This window comes from Marinobacter sp. KM021 (genome assembly GCF_050707965.1).
Classification (GTDB): Bacteria; Pseudomonadota; Gammaproteobacteria; order Pseudomonadales; family Oleiphilaceae; genus Marinobacter; species Marinobacter shengliensis.
The window spans coordinates 830,870-857,147 of record NZ_CP136129.1 but is presented as its reverse complement, the minus strand read 5'-3'; the positions used below and the strand labels follow the sequence as shown (position 1 = coordinate 857,147).

General features: G+C 57.3%; 23 protein-coding genes. 15 read left to right on the top strand and 8 right to left on the bottom strand.

The annotated features are described in order from the left end of the window. Positions 1-2: 2 nt before the first annotated feature. The 7 genes from RVM24_RS04010 to RVM24_RS03980 all read left to right on the top strand — a co-directional run bounded on the left by RVM24_RS04010 (position 3) and on the right by RVM24_RS03980 (position 6,613). Positions 3-194, top strand: a complete 192-nt coding sequence (locus tag RVM24_RS04010) for a CcoQ/FixQ family Cbb3-type cytochrome c oxidase assembly chaperone (RefSeq protein WP_058089528.1) — start codon at positions 3-5, stop codon at positions 192-194. Continuing rightward, positions 191-1,081 (top strand): cytochrome-c oxidase, cbb3-type subunit III, encoded by an 891-nt coding sequence (gene ccoP / locus RVM24_RS04005; RefSeq protein ID WP_286255155.1) that lies wholly within the window; start codon positions 191-193, stop codon positions 1,079-1,081. Before RVM24_RS04010 ends, ccoP begins: the two co-directional genes overlap by 4 nt. A 128-nt stretch (positions 1,082-1,209) precedes the next feature. Further along, positions 1,210-2,643 (top strand): cytochrome c oxidase accessory protein CcoG, encoded by a 1,434-nt coding sequence (ccoG, locus tag RVM24_RS04000; RefSeq protein ID WP_286921230.1) that lies wholly within the window; start codon positions 1,210-1,212, stop codon positions 2,641-2,643. Positions 2,644-2,690: 47 nt separating this feature from the next. After that, a complete protein-coding gene (locus RVM24_RS03995; protein ID WP_286921231.1) occupies positions 2,691-3,206 on the top strand; it encodes a FixH family protein in 516 nt (171 codons plus the stop codon). Continuing rightward, entirely contained in the window at positions 3,203-5,650 is a 2,448-nt protein-coding gene (locus RVM24_RS03990; protein ID WP_286921232.1) for a heavy metal translocating P-type ATPase, read from the top strand. Before RVM24_RS03995 ends, RVM24_RS03990 begins: the two co-directional genes overlap by 4 nt. A 36-nt stretch (positions 5,651-5,686) precedes the next feature. Continuing rightward, the gene (gene ccoS / locus RVM24_RS03985; RefSeq protein WP_152437945.1) at positions 5,687-5,926 is read left to right on the top strand and encodes a cbb3-type cytochrome oxidase assembly protein CcoS; all 240 of its coding nucleotides are present in this window, start codon (positions 5,687-5,689) and stop codon (positions 5,924-5,926) included. After that, complete coding sequence (locus RVM24_RS03980) at positions 5,927-6,613, top strand: sulfite exporter TauE/SafE family protein (protein WP_286255146.1); 687 nt, start codon at positions 5,927-5,929, stop codon at positions 6,611-6,613. It abuts the gene before it with no gap. An 8-nt stretch (positions 6,614-6,621) separates the two neighbouring features. On the opposite strand, the gene ttcA is transcribed toward RVM24_RS03980, so the two are convergent. Next, positions 6,622-7,530, bottom strand: a complete 909-nt coding sequence (ttcA, locus tag RVM24_RS03975; RefSeq protein ID WP_138436426.1) for a tRNA 2-thiocytidine(32) synthetase TtcA — start codon at positions 7,528-7,530, stop codon at positions 6,622-6,624. Positions 7,531-7,603: 73 nt separating this feature from the next. Here ttcA and RVM24_RS03970 point away from each other — a divergent pair, with 73 nt between their 5' ends. The 3 genes from RVM24_RS03970 to RVM24_RS03960 are packed head-to-tail and all read left to right on the top strand — an operon-like array spanning position 7,604 to position 10,004. Then, the gene (locus tag RVM24_RS03970; protein ID WP_286921233.1) at positions 7,604-8,257 is read left to right on the top strand and encodes a TetR/AcrR family transcriptional regulator; all 654 of its coding nucleotides are present in this window, start codon (positions 7,604-7,606) and stop codon (positions 8,255-8,257) included. Between the two features lie 18 nt (positions 8,258-8,275). Further along, the gene (locus RVM24_RS03965; protein ID WP_431474997.1) at positions 8,276-8,941 is read left to right on the top strand and encodes a DNA-J related domain-containing protein; all 666 of its coding nucleotides are present in this window, start codon (positions 8,276-8,278) and stop codon (positions 8,939-8,941) included. 34 nt (positions 8,942-8,975) lie between these two features. Further along, positions 8,976-10,004: a polysaccharide deacetylase family protein gene (locus RVM24_RS03960; protein ID WP_286921235.1), complete on the top strand. Its 1,029-nt coding sequence runs from the start codon at positions 8,976-8,978 to the stop codon at positions 10,002-10,004. 4 nt (positions 10,005-10,008) lie between these two features. Here RVM24_RS03960 and RVM24_RS03955 read toward each other — a convergent pair whose 3' ends face one another. The 6 genes from RVM24_RS03955 to RVM24_RS03930 form a co-directional block, all read right to left on the bottom strand. Continuing rightward, entirely contained in the window at positions 10,009-11,028 is a 1,020-nt protein-coding gene (locus RVM24_RS03955; RefSeq protein ID WP_431474996.1) for a MalM family protein, read from the bottom strand. Positions 11,029-11,050: 22 nt separating this feature from the next. Beyond that, complete coding sequence (locus tag RVM24_RS03950; RefSeq protein ID WP_431474995.1) at positions 11,051-12,676, bottom strand: OmpP1/FadL family transporter; 1,626 nt, start codon at positions 12,674-12,676, stop codon at positions 11,051-11,053. Between the two features lie 38 nt (positions 12,677-12,714). Then, the gene (locus RVM24_RS03945; RefSeq protein WP_286255130.1) at positions 12,715-13,725 is read right to left on the bottom strand and encodes a transporter; all 1,011 of its coding nucleotides are present in this window, start codon (positions 13,723-13,725) and stop codon (positions 12,715-12,717) included. A gap of 56 nt (positions 13,726-13,781) precedes the next feature. Beyond that, entirely contained in the window at positions 13,782-14,582 is an 801-nt protein-coding gene (locus RVM24_RS03940) for a C39 family peptidase (RefSeq protein ID WP_058089514.1), read from the bottom strand. 242 nt (positions 14,583-14,824) lie between these two features. Further along, positions 14,825-16,288: an SLC13 family permease gene (locus RVM24_RS03935; protein ID WP_420195558.1), complete on the bottom strand. Its 1,464-nt coding sequence runs from the start codon at positions 16,286-16,288 to the stop codon at positions 14,825-14,827. Positions 16,289-16,325: 37 nt separating this feature from the next. Continuing rightward, positions 16,326-16,646: a TraR/DksA family transcriptional regulator gene (locus RVM24_RS03930; RefSeq protein WP_138436432.1), complete on the bottom strand. Its 321-nt coding sequence runs from the start codon at positions 16,644-16,646 to the stop codon at positions 16,326-16,328. A 140-nt stretch (positions 16,647-16,786) separates the two neighbouring features. On the opposite strand from RVM24_RS03930, the gene RVM24_RS03925 reads away from it, so the two are divergent. From RVM24_RS03925 to RVM24_RS03915, 3 genes are all read left to right on the top strand, one after another. Next, the gene (locus RVM24_RS03925) at positions 16,787-17,143 is read left to right on the top strand and encodes a phasin family protein (RefSeq protein WP_106695544.1); all 357 of its coding nucleotides are present in this window, start codon (positions 16,787-16,789) and stop codon (positions 17,141-17,143) included. A gap of 72 nt (positions 17,144-17,215) precedes the next feature. After that, positions 17,216-19,018, top strand: a complete 1,803-nt coding sequence (locus RVM24_RS03920) for a PHA/PHB synthase family protein (RefSeq protein WP_431474994.1) — start codon at positions 17,216-17,218, stop codon at positions 19,016-19,018. Between the two features lie 41 nt (positions 19,019-19,059). Then, the gene (locus tag RVM24_RS03915) at positions 19,060-20,784 is read left to right on the top strand and encodes a diguanylate cyclase domain-containing protein (protein ID WP_431474993.1); all 1,725 of its coding nucleotides are present in this window, start codon (positions 19,060-19,062) and stop codon (positions 20,782-20,784) included. 23 nt (positions 20,785-20,807) lie between these two features. On the opposite strand, the gene RVM24_RS03910 is transcribed toward RVM24_RS03915, so the two are convergent. Beyond that, the gene (locus RVM24_RS03910; RefSeq protein WP_286921241.1) at positions 20,808-22,955 is read right to left on the bottom strand and encodes a methyl-accepting chemotaxis protein; all 2,148 of its coding nucleotides are present in this window, start codon (positions 22,953-22,955) and stop codon (positions 20,808-20,810) included. Between the two features lie 362 nt (positions 22,956-23,317). Between RVM24_RS03910 and RVM24_RS03905 the strand changes: the two genes are divergently transcribed. Together RVM24_RS03905 and glpD are read left to right on the top strand one after the other, a co-directional pair. Further along, positions 23,318-24,568, top strand: a complete 1,251-nt coding sequence (locus RVM24_RS03905) for an ABC transporter substrate-binding protein (protein WP_106695524.1) — start codon at positions 23,318-23,320, stop codon at positions 24,566-24,568. 149 nt (positions 24,569-24,717) lie between these two features. Further along, a complete protein-coding gene (glpD, locus tag RVM24_RS03900; protein ID WP_431474992.1) occupies positions 24,718-26,250 on the top strand; it encodes a glycerol-3-phosphate dehydrogenase in 1,533 nt (510 codons plus the stop codon). Positions 26,251-26,278: the final 28 nt, after the last annotated feature.

The window sequence follows — 26,278 nt, the reverse complement described above, 5'->3', positions numbered from 1 at the left end:
CCATGGATATTAATGAGTTACGCGGCATACACTCGCTAGTCATCATGGCGATTTTTCTCGGCATCATTTGGTGGGCGTTCAGCGCCCACCGAAAGAAGGCGAATGAGGAAGCCTCAAAGCTGCCCTTCTCCGATGACGACGATGAAGTAGCCAAGCGTACGCTCGAACAGGAAAAAACGGAGAAGAAACAATGAGTACCTTCTGGAGCATCTGGATCAGCGTGATCGTGCTCGGTACCGTCTTTGGCTGCTGGTGGCTGCTCTGGGCCACCCGCAAGAGTCAGACGACCGATACCGAAACCGATCGCACAATGGGCCATTCCTTCGATGGCATCGAAGAGTATGACAACCCGCTGCCAAAGTGGTGGTTCTACCTGTTCGTTGCTACTTGCGTGTTCGCATTGGGCTATCTGGCACTCTACCCGGGCCTGGGTAACTATAAAGGCCTGCTGGGCTGGACTTCCACTAACCAGTGGGAAGCGGAAGTTGCAAAAGCCGATGCCAGGTATGGTGAAATCTATGCCCAGTTTGGCGATACCCCGATCCCGGAGCTGGCGCAGAACGAAGACGCCATGAAGATCGGCCAGCGTTTGTATGCCAACAACTGCTCGGTGTGCCACGGTACAGCGGCTAGAGGCCAGGTAGGCTTCCCCAACCTGACCGACGACGACTGGCTGTGGGGCGGTGAACCCGAGCAAATCTGGCACAGCATCGCCAAAGGTCGTCAGGGCAACATGCCGGCCAAGGGTGTCATGCCCAACATGACCAGCCAGCAGGTTGATCAGGTGGTTAATTTTGTACTCAGCTACAGTGGTCGTGAGCGGGATGCCGAGGCTGCAAAAGCGGGTGAAGCGGTTTACCAGCAGGCCTGCGCGGCTTGTCACGGTGCCGATGGAACCGGCATGACTGCCATGGGTGCGCCCAACCTGACCGACAACATCTGGCTGTACGGCTCTACCTACGAGTGGATCCGGGAGACCGTCGAACACGGTCGCCAGAACGAGATGCCAGCTCAGGAAGGCCGTCTGACAGACGATCAGATCCAGATCCTGGCAGCCTACGTTTACAGCCTGTCGAACTGAGCCAGACCGGCCGGGGCTATCCCGGCCCGGTCTTCTCAACCCTGCACCTGCCCAGCGGGTGCAGGCTTGAGAAGATCAGCTGACCCTCCGAGGCCCGCTCCCAGCACTACATCTTTCGGGAGGTACCCATGAGCAATGAAATTCCGGTCACCCAGGTAGACCCTTCCTCCGAGCCCTCCAATAAAAAAAACCAGCCGGAAACCGTCGATCTCTACGCCAGCCGCAAGAAGATTTACGTCAAAGAAGTCAAAGGCACGTTCCAGAAAATTCGCAACGTCAGCCTGACACTGCTCATGGGTATGTACTTTCTATTTGTGTGGCTAACACTCGATGGCCAGCCGCTGATTCACTTTGATCTGCCGGCACGGGAATTTCACCTGTATGGCGTGACCTTCTTCCCCAAAGACTTTTTTCTGCTCTCGGGCATGCTGATTATCTGTGCCTTTGGCCTGTTCTTCGTTACCACTTTGTTTGGCCGGGTCTGGTGCGGTTATACCTGCCCCCAGACGGTCTGGACCTTCATCTTCATGTGGATCGAGGAGAAAGTTGAGGGCAGCCGTAACAAGCGCATGAAGCTCGACAAAGCCCCCAACTCAACGGAAAAGGTCACCAAGAAAACCATCAAGCACAGCTTGTGGCTGTTTGTCGCTCTGGCAACGGGCCTTACCTTTGTAGGTTATTTCTACCCGATCCGGGAACTGATCGTTGATCTGTTCACCCTTCAGGCCAATGGCTGGGCCTATTTCTGGGTAGCGTTTTTCACCGTGGCAACCTACCTGAATGCAGGCTGGATGCGCGAGCAGGTGTGCCTGTACATGTGCCCCTACGCCCGTTTCCAGTCGGTCATGTTCGACCCGAACACCCGGATTGTCTCCTATGACCCAAACCGGGGCGAGCCCCGCGGTGGCCGCAAGAAATCGGTCAACCCGGCCGAGGTTGGGCTTGGTGACTGCATTGACTGCGGTCAGTGTGTGCAGGTGTGCCCGACCGGCATTGATATCCGGGACGGCCTTCAGTACGAATGCATCGGCTGCGCGCTGTGTATCGACGCCTGCGATGAAGTCATGGAAAAAATGGATTACCCCAAAGGGCTTATCCGATACACCACCGAGAACGAGCTGGAAGGCAAAACCTCCAAGCTTCTGCGGCCAAGGACCTTTGGCTACGGTGCCGTTCTGACCCTGATGATCGGAGCGATTATTTTCACTCTGGTCACGCGGGTACCGGCCAAAATGGACGTACTGCGTGACCGTGGCGCGCTTTTCAGCTTCAACGGCGAAGGCCACGTTGAGAACTCGTACACGATAAAAATCCAGAACATGTCGGAGGTTCCCCAGACCTTCAACCTGTCGGTTGAGGGGCTTGAGGGCATCCGGATTCTGACAACAACCAACGTCACAGTTGCCAGCTCTGAAATCCGCTCGCTGCCGACCGTCGTGGATGTTCCGCCCGAATCTATCCCGGATACCAATAACACCATCCGTTTCTATGCGGAGTCCGAAACAGATCCATCACTTATTCTTGAAACTGAAAGCCGTTTTGTTGGTCCAAGGCCGCGATAGGATATCGTGAGCCGAGACCCGATACACTGACAAGAGTTGATAGCGTAATGACTGACAACACCCCCGTAGCACCCTGGTATCGCCAACCCTGGTTCTGGTTTTTGACGATATTTCCGATCGCTGCAATTATTTCCGGTATCACCATCCTGACGGTGGGCAGCATTCTTTCTCCTTCCATGGTGACGGATGACTACTCCCGTGAAGGGCGCGGCATCAATATGGCCATCGCACGGGACCAGAAAGCCCTGGATCTTGGCCTTAAAGGCGGACTGACCGTTGACGAACGCTCTGCCCGCCTGACGCTGGAAACCAAAGAAGGCGCAGCAGACTACCCGTACCTGGTTCTCAACCTGTACCACCCGACCATGTCAGGTCGGGATCGCACCATCCAGTTTCGTCGAATGGCCGCCGGAGAGTATACCGGTAACCTGATTGAGGATATGGACGGCCGCTGGTACTACGACCTGCAGGGCCCGGACAACGACTGGCGAGTAAAAGGTGAATTCTGGCTGCCGGCGTCCGACAAAATCGCCCTGAAAGCGACCAGCTCCACCCAGGGGTGAGTGGCCTGAAATGCTTCCATTGCGGTGAGCCAGCGGACGGCCACCCGCCGATAACCCTGGAACTTGATGGCGAAACCCGGCCCTTCTGTTGCCAGGGTTGTAAGGCTGTGTGCGAAACCATTCATAAAGAAGGGCTCACAGGCTTCTATCAGTTTCGAACAGAACCCGCCGTTACCCCGCGGGAGCTGACCCGTTCAGAAACCGATCGCCTGAAGGAGCTGGACCACCCGCTGGTCCAGAAATCCTTCGTCGTCCCGGTAAAAGGCGGGCAGGAAGCGAACCTGCTGATCAGCGGCATCACCTGCGCGGCCTGTATCTGGTTGCTGGAGAACCACCTCAAGCAACACCCCGGCGTTCAGGCTTTCTCGATTAATCACAGTACCCAGAGAGCGCGCCTGGTGTGGGCACAGGATCAGACCCGCCTCAGCGATCTGCTGATTGCCATCCACCAGCTTGGCTATACCGCTCGCCCCTACCAGGCCGACGAAGCCGAGCAGACCCTGAAAGCCGAGCACCGCACCATGCTCATCCGGCTGTTAGTTGCCGGCGCCGGTTCGTTCCAGACCATGATGCTGGCGTTTCCGCTCTATTTTGAGCTGATCAGTGAGTTATCTCCGGAATACGTCAGCTTCTTTCGGTGGTTCAGCCTGATCGTGGCAACGCCAGTGTTGCTGTACAGTGCGCGACCGTTTTTCGAGAACGCCTGGCGCGACCTGACCACCAGACATCTGACCATGGATGTGCCCGTGGCCATTGCTATCGGCCTCGCCTATGTGGCCAGTGCCTGGGTCACTGTGTTCGGTGGCGAAGAGGTGTATTTCGAATCCGTATGCATGTTTACCTTTTTCCTCCTGCTGGGGCGCTACGTGGAAGTCCAGGCCCGCTACCGCGCGGGCCTGACAGGCGGCGCCCTGGCCGGATTCCAGCCAACCGTCGCCGCCATGGTACGGGATGGCGAGACAGATCTGGTGCCGGCCTACGAAGTCAAACCTGGCGATATTATCCGTGTACGCCCGGGCGAGACACTGCCGGTGGACGGAGAGATCGTTTCCGGTGAGTCCACCCTCAACGAAGCCGCCCTGACCGGCGAGTACCTGCCTGAATCCCGGGGGCCCGGCGATACCGTTCATGCCGGTAGCATCAACGGCGAGAATCCGCTGGATATCCGGGTGGTCAAAGCCGGTGCGGAAACCCGGCTTTCCGGAATCCTGCGGATACTGGACCGGGTTCAGTCGGAGAAGCCTCCGGTGGCGCGCCTGGCAGATCGCATCGCTGGCAAGTTTATTCGCCAGGTACTGATACTGACGCCCCTTGTCTGGGGCGGCTGGGTTTTAGCCGGCGCCGGTAACGCCTTCGACATCGCCTTGTCCGTGCTGGTGGTTACCTGCCCCTGCGCCCTCTCTCTCGCAACACCAACAGCACTCACCTCGGCCACCATGCGCTTGCGAAAACTCGGCTTCCTGCCCACCAAAGGCCACACTCTGGAATCCCTGTACAGCATCGACACCGTGGTGTTCGATAAAACCGGCACCTTGACTCGTGGCGAGCTGACTCTGACTGGTAGCCAGACCTTCGGTGACATGGACCAAGCCAGCTGTCAGAAACTGGCAGCCGGCCTGGAAAAACACTCCGAACATCCGATCGCCAGAGTTTTTCACGAATGTGCATCGGTGGCCGTGGAGAATGTGAACAACCATCTGGGCGGAGGTTTGTCTGGTACTTTTAATGGCAAGCCCGTGTTTATCGGTCACAAGGCGTTCGTTGAGCAACACACTTCCGCTCCGCCCCCCCATGCGGAAATTGCTTCTGGCATGGAAATCTGGCTCGCTACCGCCGATCAATGGCTCGCCAGCTTCCAACTGGATGATCAAATTCGCGAAGATGCCGGGCAAGCCATCAAGGCACTCAATCAAGCCGGAATACGGACCCTGCTCCTCAGTGGTGATCGATCGGCCCATGTCCAGCAGGTTGCTGAGGCACTGGGTATCAAAACGGCGATTGGCGAAGCCTCACCGGAACAGAAGCTGGCGGTGCTCGATCAGCTTCGCGATGAAGGTCACAAGGTAATGATGGTGGGCGATGGCCTGAACGACCTCCCCTCCATGGCCGGTGCGGGTATCTCGGTCGCTATGGGCACCGCCGCCGACCTGACCCAGCTAAAAGCCGATGCAGTGCTGATGAATGGTCAGCTGATGCAACTGCTCCAGGCGATCAAGGCAAGCCAGCAGACCCGCAGGATCATTCGGCAGAACATGCTCTGGGCGCTTGCCTACAATGTCGCCGCCCTGCCCCTCGCAGCAGCAGGCCTGGTCACCCCATGGATGGCGGCCATCGGTATGTCGGCCAGCTCTCTTTTGGTCGTGCTTAATGCCTTGCGGCTTGGCACATCCTCAAAGAGGTCCGGCCAGGAACCTGATACAGTTGGCTCTCATGCTACGGCTTGATACCGTAATCATCTACTTATCGTTTAGGAGCGCATCGTGCAGATAGTCATGTTCCTCGTCCCCCTGATGCTGGTTCTGGTGGCACTGGGGGTCGTGCTGTTTTCCTGGGCGGTGAAGAACGGCCAATACGATGATCTGGAAGGCCCTGCGCACCGGATTCTCTATGACGACGACAAAGACATGATTCCTGACGAAGCGCGTCAGGATAAAGCCCGTTCAGACGATACCGACCCCGAGCCTTCTTCGAAACAGAGCGATCCGGAAGACAAAGCCTGAATGCAACCTGAACTCTACCTCAGTTACTCCAGTGCGTTTCTGATCGGGCTGCTGGGGAGCACCCATTGTCTGGGAATGTGCGGTGGGATCAGTGCCTCGCTGTCGATGACCCTGCCGGTGGGCAAAGGGTTCCGGCTGCGCCAGACCGTGATGTTGCTGGCCTTCAATCTGGGCCGGGTTGGAAGCTACGCGCTGATTGCCGCTTTGATTGCCATTTTCAGTACCAGCGCGGCGGGCCAGTGGCGCTGGGCGGCCCTTTTGTTGATGACCCTGGCCGGGCTGCTGCTGATCTTTATGGGGCTGTCGATGGGCCAGTGGTGGCAGGGAATTCGATTTGTAGAGAAGGTGGGGGCCCCGGTGTGGAAACGACTGGCCCCGCTGACCCGCCGCTTTATTCCCGTCAACAATTCCGGCCAGGCCCTGGCCCTGGGCGCGCTTTGGGGCTGGTTACCCTGTGGTCTCGTTTATAGCACCCTGGGCTGGGCAGCCCTGCAACCCACGATTGGCGCTGCCGCCCTCACCATGCTGTTCTTTGGTCTTGGCACCCTGCCATCGATGCTGGGCACCGGCTACGCCGCCAACTGGATTCGCAACCTTCAGGGCAACCGGGGGTTCCGCAGAATCAGTGGAGCGCTGCTCATCCTGTTCGGATTATGGACGCTTCCGTTCCAGGCCTTGATGCACTGAGCCGACCTTCAGAGATTCAGCACATCCAATCGGCCGTAGTCCGGCTCAGGGCTGGCTGTCTGCACCGCCTGGCGCTTGCCCCCCAACCGTTTGCCTTCCTTGAAATCGTATAGATTCGGATCAGCCAGGTGTGAAGGCTCCACATTGCACAAAGCCCGGAACATGGTTTCCAGGCGGCCCGGATGCTGCTTGTCCCAGGTCTGGAACATGTCCTTGATCACCTGGCGCTGGAGGTTCTCCTGGGAGCCGCAAAGGTTACACGGAATAATGGGGTATTCTCGCAGTGAGGCGTATCGGGCAATGTCTTTCTCCCGGGCATAGGCCAGCGGACGAATCACGGTATTGCGGCCGTCATCACTGTGCAAGACCGGCGGCATGGACTTGAGTTTGCCCCCGTAAAACATGTTCAGGAACAGGGTTTCGAGCATATCGTCCCGGTGATGGCCCAACGCAATCTTGGTGACACCGTGCTCTTCCGCAAAATTATAGAGAATTCCCCGGCGCAAGCGTGAACACAGTCCGCAAGTGGTCTTCCCTTCAGGAACTTTTTCCTTAACAATACTGTAGGTATCTTTTTCGATGATGTGATACTCGATACCAAGCGACTTCAGGTATTCCGGGAGCACATGCTCGGGAAAACCCGGTTGTTTCTGGTCAAGGTTCACAGCAATCAGTTCGAAGTCGACCGGCGCGCTTTTCTGAAGGTTCAGCAGGATATCCAGCATGGCGTAGGAATCCTTGCCACCTGACAGGCAGCACATGACCTTGTCGCCGGCTTCGATCATCGAAAAATCGGCAATGGCCTGCCCGACTTCCCGGCGCAGGCGTTTCTGCAGTTTGTTCAGTTCCAGTTTCTGGCGACGATCCTGCTCAGAAACAGCGGTCAGTTCGGGATTGGCGGTCATTGCTTGGGACATACTCTCGCACGTTCACAGGATAAGTGAGCGAGCAATTATACGCGTCACAAAGTATCAGGGACAGGATAGCAACATGGATATGTTGAAATTGAGCGACGACGTTGGCGGAAAACGGGCAATGAACCGGATCCGCAACCGCAATGCCATACTGGTCGCGGCCAGGGAGTGCTTTCGCGAAAATGGCTACGATAACTCCACCATCCGTGACATGGTCCGCAGAACCGGCCTGGCGGCGGGTACCTTCTACAATTACTTCTCCAGCAAACAGGACATCTTTGCCGCACTTCTGACGGATTTCCTGAGTCACCTTAATGAAGACATGAGCCGCTACCGCCGGTCCGCCAGCTCAACTCGCGACTTTATCTACTACGCCTACCTGGCACTCTATTCCGCCACCGCCAGAGACCCGGCGATCTATGAACTGGCGCACCAGAACCAACGCGCCTTGCGGGATCTGTTCGGCTCAGACATTCTAGGCCTGGCCATGTTATCACTGGAAGAAGACGTGCGTGACGCCATCGCCAGGGGCCTGCTGCCGGATCTCGACCCGGAGTACCTGTGCGCAGCTTTCTTCGGTGTCGCCTATGACATCAGTACAGTGGTGGCCAGGCGCACACATCAAGAGCCGGAGCTTGCTCAGCAGGAGGCCGAGAAGGCGGCCCGTTTCTCCACCGAGCTGTTCCTGGGCGGGCTACCCGCCATGGCCGAGCTTTCAAGCCAGGGCTGAGTCGCATACCATGGAGTCATGATGACTTCCCCAGACGTGACCGCAACAGAACCGGATACCACTGTCGCCAGCTCAGAACTGCGATGGCTGGAGCAACACACCGAGCACTTGCTGGTGGCGGTAGAGCATGAGCTACGCCAGGTGGGGCCAGGCGGATTAAGTGAGCTGGAGCTGATCAAGTCGCTTCAGGCAGAACCCTGGGCGCTGATTGGCAGCGTCAATTACCACGAACCGGATCAGCTCTACCCGGTGCATTTTCTGCTCTTTCACGTACTCTACCGACTGCGGGACCAACTGGCTCCCGGTGGGGAGTCGCTGCTGATTTCACCGTTGCGCCTGACCATTACCCAACAGCAAACCGTTGCTGGTGATGGATTGCCGGGGGAAGAAGACAAACTCAGGGCGTTCTATCTGGATCTGTCCCAGTATCATATGCCCGAAGCAACCATCCACCAGATGATGGATAACTTCTGGCGTGGGCAGTGCCGCACACGGCCAGACCTGCCGGCGGTATCAGAGGCCGCCGGAACACTCGGTTTTACCGAACTGCCTGAACACTTCTCCCCGATCAAACAGCGGTTTCGCAAGCTGGTGATGCAGGCTCACCCCGACCGGGGCGGCAATACCGAAGCAGTCCAGAAACTTAATGAGGCCTTTTCGGTCTTGAAAGCACACTACGCATAATCCATTTAACCGATATTCAGGACAGACGACGATCATGATCAAATGGTTTACGTTCCTTATGATGATCACCGCCCTCTCCATGGCGGGCGCCAGCGCAAAAGCGGATCTGGTGGTTCTGCAATACCATCACGTGGACGACAGTACGCCGGCATCAACCAGTACCTCCCGGTCACTGTTTGAAGCCCAGCTGCAGATGATCGCAGACCTGGAACTGGAGGTGGTGCCGCTTCTGGAAGGTACCCGGCAGGCATTGGCCGGCGATCTGGATAGCCGCCAGCAGATTGCCATCACGTTTGACGATGCCTATGAATCCGTCTATAGCGCAGCGGCTCCCCTTCTCGAACGTTTCGATATGCCCTATACGATTTTCGTGAATACTGATGCCATCGGTTCAAGGGGCTACATGACGTGGGACGAACTCAGGGAACTGGGTAGCCATGAAAGCGTGACCATTGCCAACCACAGCACAGACCATGGGCACCTGGCACGCAAGATCGATGAACCCGAAGCCGTGTGGACAGAACGGGTAACCCGCAGCCTGGATGTTGCCCAGAAGGTTCTCAAGGAAAGACTGAACGTTGAAGAGCCGATGTTTGCCTATCCTTACGGCGAGTATGACGAAGCCCTGGAAGCCAAACTGGCGGAGCGAGGCTGGTACGGCTACGGGCAGCAATCCGGTGCCATTGGCCGTTGGTCACACGAGACACGCCTGCCCAGGTTCCCCATGGCCAACCCATACGGCCAGCTTGGTAGCCTGAAAGACAAGCTATTGAGCAAAGGCTTCCCCGCCCCTGCCAAAGACCTGCCAGACGGTATTCTGGATAAAAACCCGCCCCTACTGACCTTCCCACTGGGCGACAAACTGGATGCCAACCGGCTCACCTGCTTTGCCACCGGCCAGGGCCGGATCGACTTCGACGTGGTTGACGGCGTCGTCCGGGTTCAGGCTCCCAAAGCCGGGCAAAGCCGGCGCTTCCGCTACAACTGCACCCACCCCGCCGGCCAGGGCAGCTTCTATTGGTTGTCACAACAATGGCTGGACCGGTCGAAACCCGAAGACTGAGCGGTTAATCTTCGAAGGTGGCGATACCGAACTCCCCAAACCGGACGTGCGGTATCGCCTTCGGACCCTGTCGGGTCTCAACAACGGTTTGAGCCTGCAAGTCCTGCTCACGGGTATAAAGCAGCAGCCAACGCTCACCCTGGCCCGGGAACACCGGCACCCAGGCCTCCAGATAACCCCTTCGGCGCCAGGTCTCTGGTGAGTAATCCATGACCAGATCGGTCACCAGCCGGACGGGCTGAAAATCCTTGTCGAGAAAGGCCAGGCTTGGAATAACCAGGCCGTTGTGATCATAACTTCTCAATCGGGCCACAAAGGCCGGCACGGTGGCTCGGGTAGGCAAGGCTATCAACTGGAACGGCGAGCGACCGGTGTCAAAATCATGTTCCGGGGACGACGCCTCAAGCCTGACGCCGAATTCACGCCCCTCTTGCCAGGTCTGAGTGGAGCGGGACGACAGACTGCCACAACAGTGACGACTGAACGCTTCAAACTCACTTTCAGGTTCCTGCTCGACGCCCAGTATGGCAAAGGCATCCGGATCGTAACCCTCCACTGGCTCGGCATAGGCGCGTTCACCTCGGTGATAAACGCTGGCGGGGCTCAACTCTACAGGTGCCGCAATCAAACCCTTCTCAACGTCGCTACGGGTGTCGGGCGTATAGTAGCTGACACGGAGATTGCCATCGGCATCTCGCCAGGTGAAATAGGGTTGTCGCTGACCAGGCCGAAGATTGCCGGCTTTGCCCAGCTCATCGCCATCGGGATAGCTGTCGAGGGTGTATTCGGCGTCTGGCTCAAGCGCTGGTTCCTCGCGCTCGGCGGGGCGACGGGCGCCCTCCTCCTGCGAAGATGTCGGCCTGGCTTCGGTGTCTGGAATGCGGGTGTATTGAACACGGCCCAGCTCATCCACCCAGGAGAAGTAGCCCTCGCGCTCCCCCGCAGGCGCTCCAGGCGATTGGCAGCCTGTCATCACCATCGCTACCATGAACGCCGTCAGGCATTTCAATTGAGCCGTTGTCATACCCGTTTCCCGCCAGCAGCAATCAGAACTTGGTCCGGAAGCTCAGCCCCGCCATAACCACCCGCAACGAGGTTTTTATATCCAGTCCGGCATAGGGGTTATAGATGATGTTGGTGATGTTGTCACAGTTCACGTTACAGCTGGTGTTGGCCGGAATGGTCTCGATGGAGTGGAGATAAGACAGATTCATGTCGATCTCGGTCTTTTTGTCCCACTTGTACCCCATTCCGATGCTGTAGAGGTTGGCGCCACCGAACGGCGCCATGATCGAGCGCTGGTCATCCGGAATGACTGAGTCCCGAATCTCGACACCGGCCCGTAAGTCCAGTCGCGATGACGCATGGAATTCAGCCCCGAACGCCCAGTTCCACTGACTCTTGAAGCCCAGCGGCAATCGGAGGGTGTTCGGTGTTGCGTTGTCGGGCGACAGAATCCGCGCGGCGTTCAGGAACTCCAGATTACGGTCAAAGCGGAACACGAAGGCATCCCACTGGGCGTAGTCTGTCCAACCCACATCGGCATTCAGCGTCAGTTTGGGGTGAACATCGACACTGATACCGGTCTGGAAATGCTGCGGATACACCAGGTCCATACTGACGTTACCCGCTTCCCGGGGGGCCCCCGATGGCAGGCTCAGAATGGCTGAGGTAATGGCCCCCAATACCGAACCGTTAACGCTCTGCCAGAAACCGGACCAGTCGTCGGTGTACTGGATCTCGAACGTCCCTTTGAGGTTCATGTCCGCTTCAGAGGTATAGCTTGCCCCCCAGCGAAACCAGTCGTTCGGCTCCCAGAGCACCCCCAGGGTGTAGGTTGGCGATATGGTTTCCTGAACATTGATGCTCAAAGCACCAATATCATCCCAGGGGCCCACGTTACCGCCACACAGGGCCAGCCAGGGCTGTAGGGGCTCATCGCCACTCTCACAGTTGAACGCATCCTGAAGTACTTCCGCGACGCCCAACAACATGTTGGGGGCACGCATATACTGATCGGCCGCAATGCCCATGTGTGACAGGTGAATACCCGCACCCACCGACCACTGGTCATTGATTTCATAACCCACGCTTGGCGACAGATAGGTGGTGCGCTGCAATGCCGTGGCCTGGGGCTGGTAACGGCCCGGGTCGTCCTTGTCCCGATAGAAACCGGCGGCCAGCGGCAGGTAGAAGGCGTTGGCAAAGGTCAGCTTTGACCCCGGAGGATTGATACTGATGCCAGCAGATGGCGCGACTGCGGGACCCGGTGGCGCTTTCAGAATCCCGAACCCTGGCACGTAGAGCGCTACATTGTTGGTGTGACTGTGAGTATTGGCCACGGGATCCCGCTGTTTACCCGTGTTCGGGTCGATTTCAAGCCCGTCGATACCGAAGATTTCATAACCATCCGGCGCGATGAAATCGGCATCGATATCCAGATAGATACTCAGCAGGTTTACCTCAAGCTGACGATCTTTCAGCCTCGTCAAACCGGCCGGATTATAATGAATGGCCATGACGCCGGGGGGATCCGCCGTCACCGCGTTTCCCAACGCCAGAGCCTTGGGATGAATAGTAAGGTTCTGGGCCAGCTGCGCGTGCGCGCCACAGGACAGGGATGCAGCGATAACGGCTCCCAGAAGCTGCTTTTTTTGGCTGAAATGTGCCATGAAGTTCTTCCCTTCCCTTAAATCGTCTGCAGCTCCAATCACTCTTTGAGGCCGGAGAAATTAATGGGCAGGGATACACCCAGGGAGAAATCCGGAGCATCTTCGGTCAGCCCGATGCCCAGGCTGGTGTTGACAATGGTGGTGTCACTCACCCGGGTACCCAGGGACATGCTCAGAAAGCCGGTCATCTGGTCTTGTGCAACGGCTTGATCGCCATTGCGGAACGTGAGCACGGTTTCGTCGCTGTAACTGAGCTGGGCTGAAATGCTCAGGGAAATGTCGTAGGACAGCGAGTAGGCAAAGCCGGCAGAACCGGACAACCCGAAGCCGGGCTCAACCTTGGTCAGCAGGCGGGCGCCCCGGACCTGCTCCAGACCATCTTCTTCAATATTGTAGGTAGCACTGACCGAGCCGAAGACCACCACAGGGTCCAACACCTTGGACATACTGAGGCCGCCGCCGATGGAGTAATACCCACTGCCGGTGGACAGCTGCTCCTTGATGTCAATTTCATAGGGGCTGACACCGGTTTTCGAGGTCAGCGTTCCAAAGAAGGTGGTTGATACCTTGCCCGGTACGTAAGCGAAGGGTTGCCAGCGGCCAGTGAAGGAGATGTCGCCGAAGTCATAGACTGACAACTCGTCCTCGGTGTCGTATTTCACCACCAGGGGAATACGTGTGCCAATAGTCAGGTTATCCAGCAGGCCATAGTCGTAGGAGAAAGCGTTGGTGAAGTTGTGCGTGGCTGAGGGCACAACATCGAGATTACGAACCGAACCATTGGTAATGGCCAGGTCCAGGCGCTGGTCACCGGTGTAGGAATAGTCAAAGGAATAGTTCAGGGAGTGAGTGCCCTTTTTCTGCAGCGAATAGTTCTTTTCCGCCGCCTGGAACACTTCCTCCAGCTGCCTTGTGGCATCCTCATCGCCTTCCTGACGGGCCAGCGCTTCCCGCGCCTGATCAACATTGCCATCCTGGGCCATCGACATGGCCGGAAGCAGACCCGAGGCGGAAACAAGGATAAAGCCTCGCACTAACCAACGATTCATCCTGACTCCCTACTTTTATTGGTTTTATTCCTGTTCCGGGCTTGCCACCCGGAAAATTAGTTGCGGCGGTAGTACAGCTGTTTTCGAGTATTCTCTACGCTGCCGTCCGGGTTGTTTTTCTGACGTTCGAGCACATTCTGGATACGTCTTTCGGTGGATTCATGGAATACAGGCATTTGCTGTAACGCCAGCAGGGTCATTGTCTGGTCATCCACAAATCGCAGATCTTCTTCTTTGAGTTCAAGGTTATCCAGCGGCTTGTCACTACCCGGAAAAACGATAAACAGAACGTTGTCGTCCCATTTTTCTTCGAACTGATCGAGCGTGAAGGAGATGTTGCCAACGGCAGGATCCGCCAGGTATACCCGCCCGTCACGAATGGTCCTAAGCACCACAAAATGCTTGAAACCGGCGTGATCGATGGGAACGATGGCGGGGTGGTCCAGCTCCATGAGGTCATCAATCTTGGCCCGGAAGCCACCGGAGGGATAACCCAGGGCGGTGACCAGTCGTTTCATGTCCAACATTGAAAACGCCCGGCGCTGAACAATGCGCTCACTCTCACCGTAGTGGAGCAATCCTTCCATCACCTGACGTTCAGACAGGTTTCTGCCCAGATAGAAATTCAGGACGGTTGTCAGGGCCGCACTGCCACAGCTGTAGTCGTATGCCTGACGGACGATGTTACGGAATTTCTGTTCAACCAGAGGCTCGACCCGAACATCAGAACGTAGCAGCGCCGGACTGGTGTCCACGTTCTGCTGGATAACAATCGTGCCCCGATCAAACGGCTCAACCTCGGTGGCTTCCTGCACCATAGTGAACGTGAGAATGGATCCGGCCAGCACCAGCAGCATCGTGGAAAGTCCCTGTTTTTATTAGACGTGCAACTTATCGGGTTACATGTTGTTACGGTACGATACCGAAATCGCGACCGGCTTAAAGATAACTGTGCCTCAAATCTGTCGCTGCAGAAGGGGCCTGACATGGAAGGACTGAGAACTGGTTCAAGGCTCGACGGAACCACGAATGCCGGCCCGCTCCGGAAGGTATCCGAAACAGGCCGCGGGGAAGGAAAACCGATGGGCGAGCTACCCCATCAGAGGGTAAAGACAACCCCCAGCAGCAGGTAGCTGATGAAGGTCACAACAATGATGCCAATAATGTTCAGGGCAAAACCAGCTCGAATCATATCGGCAATTCGCATGTGGCCACTGGAAAACACAATCGCATTGGGCGGAGTCGCTACCGGCATCATAAAGGCACAACTGGCCGCGATGGCCGCAGGCACCGTCAGCAACAACGGCGACACACCCTGCGACATGGCCAGGGCACCCAACAGGGGCAGGAACGCTGCGGCGGTGGCGGTATTGCTGGTCACTTCCGTCAGAAAAATAATGACAGTAGCGACCAGAACAATCATGACCAGTGTCGGCAACACCCCGGCAACACCAAGGCTTTGGGCAATCCACTCCGCCAGCCCTGAGCTACTGATAACACCCGCCATGGCCAGACCACCACCGAATAGCAGGAGCACACCCCAGGGCAGCTTGTTGGCCGAATCCCAGTCCAGCACAAACACCCGCTCGGCGGTGTTAACAGGAATAATAAACATGGCAATGGCAGCCGCAATCGCGATGCCGGTATCGCTGAGCCACGGCATCAGGCTGGCGGACAACAAAGGCCGGAAAATCCAGGCGGCCGCCGTTACCAGAAACACCAGGGCAACCAGCTTCTCACCCCGGCTCATGGAGCCCAGTTTCGCCAGCTCATTCTGAATCATCTCCCCGCTATCTGCCGAGCCACCAATGCCAAAATCCTTCCGGGTCAGCCACCACCAGGCTAGCACCAGCATGACCACCGACACCGGTACACCCAGCAACATCCATTGGGCAAAACCCACGGAAATGCCTTGATTTTCGCTCAGGTACGCTGCCAACAAGGCATTGGGCGGTGTCCCAATCAGGGTGGCAATTCCGCCAATACTCGCCGAATAGGCAATGGCTAACAGCAAGGCGGTTGCATAGCGCCGCACACCCTCAGGGTTGGAGCTATCCATCATCGCCACCACAGACAAACCTATGGGCAACATCATGATGGCCGTGGCCGTATTGCTGACCCACATGCTGAGAAATGCGGTGGCCAACATGAACCCGGCCACCTGGCGCTTGGGCTGGTCACCCACGGCCCTGAGCGTAAGCAGGGCTATTCGACGGTGCAGGTTCCAGCGCTGCATGGCCAGCCCCAGGGTGAAGCCACCCAGGAACAGGAAAATGATCGGATTAGCGTAAGGTGACGTCGCCTGACCAATCGACCCCAGCCCCAGGGCCGGAATCAGAACAATCGGCAGCAATGCGGTCGCAGGAATCGGGATGGCCTCGGTTGACCACCAGGTGGCCATCAGCAACATCAGCCCCAGCGCCGCCCAAGCCTCCGGGCTCATGGTCTCCGGCGCTGGCACCAGAAGGGTGACAAGAAGAAACAGGACACCCAGGAAGAAACCGATAACCTGGCTTTTGGGTAAACCCCGAGGCTTGCTCTCCGAGGACTGCGTTGCTGTCATGTATTACCCCCTGGTTTGGGACGATGAACTGGCCTGCTCAATCAGCGGCGCAATCTACACAAACTGTGGTGTAGGGCAACACCTGCAAACGTCTGGGGTCAATTTCCTCACCACACTTCTCGCACTCGTCCCCAAGACCGCTGTTGATACGATCAAGGGCATGGGCAATCTGAACAAGCTCTGCCCGGGTTTCTACTTCCAACGAATCCACCACTTCGTCGTTCTGGGTCTGGCTAGCCTGCTCTTCAAAATCCTTGTCAAGGGCTCCGGTCTCCCGGCGCTGATGAGCCTGATAACGCACCAGCCTGGCTTCAAGGTCGGCCTTCAGGGTTTCAAGTTCAGATTTACGATTGCTCATGGCCATCTCCCGGCGGGTTGTTATTGGTCTATACCCTAGAGAATATGCTGAATCGGGGTTTGACGCCTGTCAAAATCGTGTCATTCCCCATACGGTAGACTAGCTACTCAGTCATCCCATATACAAAGGAGTTGTATTAAATGAGCACCGATCTTTTCGAAAAAGCCAACCGCCTGAACCAAACCCTGTTCGCCCAGTTCAGCAAAGCTACCGAAATGCAGATGGAAGCCTTTCGTCGCTATGCCGACGTTGCCATGGATCAGGCCCGCAAGGTATCCGAAGTACGCGACCTGGATGGCCTGAAGCAGGTAACCTCCGAACAGGCAGAAACTCTCAAATCACTTAGCGAACAGTTCACCAGTGACTGGAAAGCCTGGCAGGACTATCTCACCGAGACCCGTGAGCAGGTGCAGAAAGTGTTTGAGGCCGAAGCCCCTGAAACCGCCAAAGAGAAAGCCCCGGCCCAGAAATCTGGCGGTAACAAATCCGCGGCTTGATGTTTTAACAGCTGCAACGGTCGGATTGGCACTGCCTTTCCGACCTTTTTATATCTGTTGCCAGGAGGCGCCATGTTTGGTCTGGATTTGGTCAGTAAAACCGCAAACCAGTTGGTAAAGGCGTTCGATGACAATGTCCGCCAGGGCCAGCAACAGCTGGAAAAATGGCTCGGTGACACCGGCCTGGTAGACGACACCAAGCTTTCTACCCTGAGCGAGATGTCGGACGCCTATCGAACTATGGCTGAAGACCTTTTGCTTCATCCGTTGCGGTTTGCCAGCGCGGAAATTGACCTGGCCAAAAAGCACCTGGGCCTGGCCCGTTACACTCTTGCCCGCCTGACTGGCAAACCCGCTGGTCCGGTTGTCGAACCCGACCAGGACGACCGCCGTTTTCTGGCCGAAGACTGGCAGAAACATCTGCCGTTCGACGTACTTCAGCAGGCCTACCTGATCAATTCGAAAGCCTTCCTGCAATGGGTTGAGAATATGGAGGGGTTGCCTGGCCCAAGCCGGGACCAGATGTTGTTCTACGCACGCCAACTGACCAGTGCGCTGTCACCATCCAATTACCCGCTGACCAACCCGGAAATTCTACGTATTACCTGGGAACGCAAAGGCATGAACCTGGTTGACGGCATGCGCAACCTGGTTGAAGACCTGCGCCAGAACCCGAACCTGTTCAATGTGGGCATGACCGACCGCTCGGCGTTTGAAGTGGGCGGTAACCTGGCCACGACCCCAGGCAAGGTGGTTTACCAGAATGAGCTGATGCAACTGATCCAGTATACGCCGACGACCAAAACCGTCGCCCAGAGCCCGCTACTGATTGTCCCGCCCTGGATCAACAAGTTCTATATCCTGGACCTGACCGCCAGGAACTCCTTTATCCGATGGCTGGTAGACCAGGGCCAGACGGTTTTCGTGGTGTCCTGGCGCAACCCGGGGCCAGCGCAAAAGGACAAAGGCTGGGAAGATTACATGACCCTGGGGCCACTGGCTGCCATGGATGCCGTCAGAGAAGCAACTGGCGAGGAGCGGATGAACGCCATCGGCTACTGTATTGGCGGCACCCTGTTAGGCTCTACCATGGCCTGGCTCGAGAAAAAACGGCGCAAGCCAATTGTCAGCACCACCTACCTGACCACGTTGCTGGATTTTTCTGATCCCGGCGGTATTGGTGTATTTATCAACGACCACTCGATTCGTGGTATTGAACGCGCCATGGACAGGAAAGGGTATCTGGATGGCCGCGCTATGGCCTTTACCTTCAACCTGCTGCGAGAGAACGACCTGTTCTGGTCGTACTGGACCAATAACTATCTCAAAGGCCTGAAGCCCGCCGCGTTTGACCTGCTCTACTGGAACACCGACGGCACCAACCTGCCCGCTCGAATGCACAGCTACTACTTGCGGGAAATGTACCTACACAACCGGCTGGTCGAGCCCGATGCCCTCAGCCTGGCTGGTGAATCTATCAACCTGGCCGAGATTCAGGTTCCGTCATTCTTCCTGTCTGCCCGCCAGGACCACATCGCCAAGTGGAAAACCACCTACGAAGGCGCCAAGGTTTACGGAGGCCAGGTCACTTTCGTACTGTCTGGTTCCGGACACATCGCAGGAGTTATCAATCCACCCTACAAGGAAAAGTACGGCTACTGGACCAACGACAACCTGCCAGCGGACGCCGACGACTGGCTCCAGTCGGCCGAGCACCACCCGGGTTCCTGGTGGCCGCACTGGAAAACCTGGATAGCGAACTTTGAAGGCCCTCAGGTGCCAGCGCGGCAGCCCGGAGACGGCAAGCTTGACATCCTGGAGGATGCGCCGGGCAGCTACGTGAAAGTTAAGGCAGCGGAGGCCGGTCGTTGCTAAACTGGAGCGGTGATAAAACGCTGATAAAAACAGGATTATCGATGGCGCAGCCGCTCCCCATTTCCCGCATTATGTACAGCGGGCTTTTACTGCAATGTAGTCCTCAAACCAGTATTGCCGACGCAGCGGCGCGAATGTCGGAAAACTCCGTTAGCTCGATCCTGATCGCGGACCAGGATCAGGTGATCGGCATCTGGACAGAACATGATGCCCTGGCACTGGATTTCAGTGACCCCGACCGGTTCAACCAGCCGGTCAGCACGGTGATGAGCTCTCCGGTTCTGACCTTACCCAGCACCATGGACGCCGGCCAGGCAGCCATCAGATTGAGAGACAGCGGCAAGCGACACTTCCTGGTCGTCGATGAAAATGAAGCACCCGTTGGCATCTTGTCCCAGACTGACCTGGCGCTCAATCAGGGGCTGGAACCCTACCTGAAACTCCGGGAAGTCCGGGCCGTGGTTGCCCGGCCACCCTTGTTGGCCAATGGAACCCAATCACTCGCTGAAGTAGCCAGCCAGATGCACCATCACCACGCAGATGCGGTGGTGGTGACTTGTGGCGACGGTGAACTGGGCATCCTGACCGAAAGGGATATGGTGCGTTTTATCGCCCGCCACACCAGCAACACTCCGGTACATGAGCTGGCGACGCGCCCCCTGCTCACCGTCAACGAAGAAGACCCGTTGATCCACGCCCGGGATTTGCTGATTGATCACCGGATACGGCACTTGGCGGTGGTCAACCTGAGTGGTGAAGTGACCGGTCTGATCGGCTACCAGGATATGCTCGCTGGCGCCGAACAGATGTACCTGGATGACCTGCGGGAAGCGCTCGAACAGCGGGACCAGGCGCTGGCAAAGTCCCGCCGTACTCTGCAGCTGGCCGAGAGGGTTATCGAATCCTCGTTCGAAGGCATTATGGTGACCGACAAGGATGTCAGGATCGAATTCGTGAACCCGGCCTTTACCCAACTGACCGGATACAGTCCGGACGAGGTCATCGGGCGCACACCAGAGGTACTATCCTCCGGCCGGCACGATGCGGAGTTCTACAAGCGCATGTGGCAGTCCCTGACAACCCATGGCTACTGGCGCGGTGAGATCTGGAACCGGCGCAAAACCGGCGAGCTTTACCTGGAACTCCTGACCATCACCGCCATCACTGATGATCACGGGCAGACCACGCACTACGCCGGCCTGTTCACCGACATTACCCAGAATCGCAAGAACGAAGAGCAGATCCGCCAGCTCGCCTACTACGACGCACTTACCGGCGTTCCCAACCGGCGACTGCTGGAAGATCGTCTGGAACATGCCATACGCCACGCACACCGAAAAGACATGTTGCTGGCGGTGATGTTTATCGACCTGGACCGGTTCAAGGAGGTCAACGACACTCTTGGACATGCGGTCGGCGACGAGCTGCTGCTTCAGTTTACCGCCCGGGTACGCGATTACCTGCGTGAAGACGATACCCTCGCGCGGCTCGGCGGCGATGAGTTCATTGTGCTGCTGCCGGAGCTCGACAAGCTTTCGGACGTCACCCAGGTGGCGGAGCGGTTGATCGAGCTGAACAGGAAACCTTACATTATCAATAACGAAAGTATCCAGATCGGCTCCAGCATCGGCATCAGCCTGTATCCGGAGGATGGAACCACGGTGCAAGAGCTACTGCACGGAGCCGACATCGCTATGTATCGGTCCAAGCGGGACGGCCGGAACCAGTACCATCTGTTTAATCCGGACGTCGCAGAGACGGCCTGAGGTCGCCGGGCTGCGACTATTCGTCAGGCAACCTCGCCTGAAACCTGAAACTGTCCCGTCAGCCTCTGCAGCTTTGCCGCTGCGGCCTGCGTTCGCTCTGAGCTCGCAGATAGCTGTTCTACCACGCCACGCATGGCCGCCGCACTTTCCGAGACGCCGTGGGTCTGCTGACTTTGCTCGCGGTTCGTTTGCTCAATGCTGGCAATGGCCCGAAACAGCTTGCCAACCATATGATGCAAGTCCGAGCTGTCGTCGGCGGCAGCTTCCGCTTTGGCCAGCCGGTTCTCCATTTCCGAAATCCCCTCCTCCATAACGGCCACGGCCCTTTGTGTCTCGTCTTGCACGCCTTGCAGACGCTGGCCAATCTCTTCCGTTGCCTTTGCTGTGCGGCTGGCGAGCTGGCGCACTTCATCCGCGACTACGGCAAATCCGCGGCCTGACTCCCCGGCCCGGGCGGCTTCAATCGCCGCGTTCAGGGCAAGCAGGTTGGTCTGGGCTGCAATGTCATTGATGACCAGGGCAGTTTTGCTGATTTCCTCAGTCCGATCATTGGCAGCCCGGATTCCATCGGCTGAACGAGTGATCACCGTCCGGATACTCCGTGCTTCCTCACTGACCCGGGCAAATTGCGCCTGGGCACGGCTGACCACCGCGTCCATGCCTTCCCGCATTTCCTCGGCGGTCGTTGACGCGTTATTGATTTCTTTCTCCTGAACACCGGCACCGCGCACCATATCGTCGATGTGAGCCAGCACAGACTGAACCCGCTCATAGGCGCTGCGATTGTGGGTCACCATCTGGTCACTGGCTTGCCGGGAGTCTGCGGCCAGCGTCAACACCTGGCCCACCATGCCATCCAGGCTGTCAATAAAGCTGTTGGTCCAGCGGGCCAGGTCTCCGCTCTCATCCCGGCGCGTCCGGCTCAGGTCAATCCTTTGCCGCAAGTTACCTCCGCCCTCGGCAATGTCACGGATGATATCCCCCATGGCGGACAACTGCTCCGACACCGGTTTGACAGAAGTGGATCTGAAGATCATCACCATGGCGAAAATGGCCAGGGCATTGATCCCGCTTTCGAGCCATACCGACACCTCCAACATGGACGATGCAAGATTCACCAGCCACAGCGCCGCGGCCAGCAAGCCCAAACGACTGGATAACCGCCAGCTGATGGAGCGCCGTCGGTACACCTCTTCCAGATCGCCTTCACACATCATGCCCCAGGTATCAGGCGAACCAGGCATCTGAAAGGTGATGCCCTTGCCAATCACCGGGATGTGTCGATAGTCGGAATAGCCCGGGTACAGCACGTACAGGTTCTCACCATTGGCAATGGTCTCCCTGACACCGGGGTGCAAGCGGCCGGTTGCCGGATCGGTAAACCGTATCTCGAATTCAGTGTGCTCCCGAATACGCACCACACCGAAGCCGGTTTCTATGCCGTCTTTAAGGTTATCGCCGTGGCTGAAGGTGGCATCTTCGAAGCGGGATCGGGACAGCGCCGTTCCCGGCGAGATGGACTTGTCAAAACGACTGTCGATCATGAACAGGTAGTTGTCGCCGGACTCCTCAAAAACGTGTCCGGCCTCACGCTGAATTAGATCGCTCATCACATCATTGGGAATTCGCGCACACACAGCTGCCCGCTGGCCCCCGGCCAACTCGATAGGCTGATAGAACATCAGAGTCACCGCATCGTGAAACCGACTGGTAGTCTTGCCCAACGACGCCGTTACCGGGTCCCGGTAGGGACCATGCAGGAAACGCTCACCCGTTCCCCTCAGGACTGCCTCCGGAGCCAGGTCGCGCTTGCCGTTGCGGACAGGCACGCTGGACGCAACAACCTGGCCATCCTCTGCCACCACAAACAGCTCGGATATCTCCCTTAGCCGGGTGGAGGTCTGGGCAATGGTCTCCCCCAGGGCTTCGGGGTTCTTGCCATACAGGCGGCCAGCAACGGATTCCAGAAACGACCACTTGTGTTCAGCCCACCCAATCAGGGCATCACGTCTGGTTCTGGCCAGGTTCTCGAATATCTGTTCATTGGTCTCGTACATGTTTCGGTTCAGGAAACTGGACCAGCGCATGGCCAGCTTTCCGTTACGCCCAAAGACAGGCAACCAGGAACGCTCACCGGCAGACAGGTTCATGTTGTAGCTTTTCAGAGTCATTTCAGGATTCTCCAGACCGGACATCGGAGCAGAACAGAGTTATTCGCCCCCTCGGAACCCTGAGACCTCAGCAAAGATCGGGCCTGCCAGCACCCAACAACCCAAACGTGAGCCAATTCACACTACTCACCCTGGAACACACAGATTCCTGCGCACCAGGTTGGTGCACACACAGGACATGACGCAAAATCACGCACCATTTTCGCACAACCTGATGCATATCAAGACCCTACAAATTGTTACGCCAAATTCCACTTAAGTCCCATTGTTGAGCTACCAACGAGGGCAGACACTAATCCTGCTTGATCCGAACAACAAAAATAACCCGCATTCGGGGTCCAAACCGTTGGAGGCCAACCACAATGAGTTTCAGAAACTTCCTGCTCACGGCATGTCTACTGCTGCTGGGCAGCTCGGTAGTGTATGCAGAAACACTCAAGATAGGACTCAACTACCCTCAGACTGGCCGGTACAAAGACCAGGGGCTTCAGCAACGACTGGGGGCTTTCCTCGCGGTTGATGAGATCAATCGAGCCGGCGGCGTGATGGGGCAGCCCCTGGAACTGGTTATCCGCAATTCCCGCGGTGAACCCGACCAGGGCGCACAGAACACTGCCGAGCTTATCGACCGTGAGGGTGCACAGATGGTCTTTGGCGGAGTATCCAGTGCCGTTGCCATTTCATCAGGCAAGGCAGCCAGGGATCGCAATCGACTCTATTTCGGCACCCTTACCTATTCCAATGCCACCACCGGCAGTGAAGGCCACAGCCATATGTTCCGGGAACCCTACAACGCCTGGATGACCGCCAAGGCCTTGAGCCAATACCTCAATCGCCACCACGCAGACCAGAGCTACTTCTACATCACTGCCGACTACACCTGGGGCTGGTCAGTGGAAGAGTCTGTGCGCAAGTTTTCCAACACCGAAGACACAGAACAGCATAAAGGCGTGAAAACGCCCTTCCCCCGGGCGCTGATTACTGACTTCCGGGTGGCCCTGGAGCAAGCCGCCGAGAGTGACGCCGAAGTACTGATGCTGGTGCTCTTTGGCGACGACATGGTCAGAGCCCTTAACGCCGCCTATGAGATGGGCCTGACCAAACGAATGCAGGTTGTGGTGCCAAACCTCACCCTGGGAATGGCACGCCAGGTCGGACCAACCATCATGGAAGGGGTGGTGGGCGCCGCCCCCTGGGTATGGAACCTGCCCTATGAAAACAACTATCAGCGGGGCAAAGATTTTGTTGAAGCTTTTTCCAGCCGCTACGAAATGCGCCCATCCTCGTCTGCCGCCTCGGCCTACAGCATTGTTTACCAGTACAAAGCCGCCGTCGAACGCGCCGGCACCACCAATACCCGAGCGGTCATCCGGGAACTTGAGGGGCATCGCTATAGCTTCCTGAAAGACGAGCAGTACTGGCGGGCATTTGACCACCAGAACGTGCAGACCGTCTATGTGGTGAAGGTAAAGCCCCGTGAGAAGATCATGGCGGACCAGTTCAGCTCGGACTACTTCGACATCATCGATTCCATGCCCGGCGACGAGGCCGCCCAGACCAGGGAAGAGTGGGAAGCTCGCCGCCGTGAAGCCGGCAAACCGGTTTCACTCTGACCCGGCCGGCCCCGGGGCATCCTGCCCACGGGGCGGCCATTCAGTGACGCCGTCGCTTTACCCCCTGCGTTCATTCTCTGATAATCAGCATTCACTCAAAGGATGATCAGGGGCAAGCAGGCGTGTTAACAGGGCAAAGCAGTCAACGAATGGAAGCAAACGAACCGTCAGGCGTTCCTGACCAGTGCGATCTGCTGGTTATCGGCGGCGGTGTTAACGGTACCGGTATTGCCATGGACGCTGCCGGGCGTGGCCTGAACGTCATACTGTGCGAGATGAACGATCTGGCATCCGCCACCTCATCAAGCAGCAGCAAGTTGATCCACGGCGGGCTTCGGTACCTGGAACATTATGAATTCCGGTTGGTCCGGGAGGCCCTGGCCGAGCGAGAGGCGCTGTTACGCAATGCGCCACACATCATGTGGCCCATGCGCTTTCGCCTGCCTCACCAGCCCCACCTGCGCCCGGCCTGGATGATTCGTACCGGGCTGTTTCTTTACGACCACCTGGCAAAGCGGGAAATGCTACCTGGTTCAAGGGCCATCAGCTTTGACCAGAACTCTCCCCTGAAACCCGACATTACCAAAGGTTTCGAGTACTCAGACGGCTGGGTGGACGATGCCCGACTGGTGGTGCTTTCCGCCCGCAAGGCGCAGCAGAAAGGCGCCACCATACTGACACAAACTCGCTGCATTCAGGCGAGCCGCCAGGGCCCGCGCTGGAAAGCGGTTCTGGAAGATACCCGAAGAGATCGCCAACACACCGTTCACGCCAAGGTGATCATCAACGCCACCGGCCCCTGGGTCAGCCAGCTGTTCGGCGATAGCTTCGGCATGCAGGCCCCGAAACAGATACGGATGGTCAAAGGCAGCCACATTGTGGTGCCCCGCCTGAACGCCGACACCGAGGCCTACATCCTGCAGAATCAGGACGAGCGAATCGTCTTCGTCATCCCCTACGAAGAACACTTCTCCCTCATTGGCACCACCGATGTGGATTACGAAGGCAACCCGTCCGAGGCCCGGATATCACCGGAAGAAACCGATTACCTGCTGACCATCGTCAACCAGTACTTCCGGCGACAGCTTGGGCCGGAAGACGTGGTGTGGAGCTACTCCGGTGTCCGGCCACTGATGGATGATGAACAGGGAACCGCCCAGACAGCCTCCAGGGACTACTCCTTTGAGGTAGACGAAGAGGACGGCCAGCCGCCCCTGATCTCCGTTTTCGGCGGCAAGATCACCACCTTCCGGAAGCTGGCCGAGGCGGTGACCGACAAAGTATGCGAGTACTTCCCAGGCGCCGGAAAATCCTGGACCAGGCAAGCCATTCTGCCGGGCGGAGACTTTGGTAACCAGCAACAACTGGCGGCGGAGCTTGAGATTAACTACCCGTGGCTGAACACCGACAGTATCCGCAGATTCGTGCGCTGTTACGGTACCGACAGCCATCAGATCCTGGCCGGCTGCAAATCCAGGGATGACCTCGGGCACTGGTTTACCGACACTCTCAGCCAACGGGAGGTCGATTACCTGGTGACGCGGGAATGGGCTGTTACTCCGGAAGACGTCCTTTGGCGAAGAACGAAACAGGGGCTCTACATCAACCAGGCGGAACTCCAGAAGCTAAAAGACTACCTGCAGTCCCAATTCAGCCTGGAAATGCTAGAGTGTTCTTCCTGATCACAGTAATTGACTAATACGTTTAACC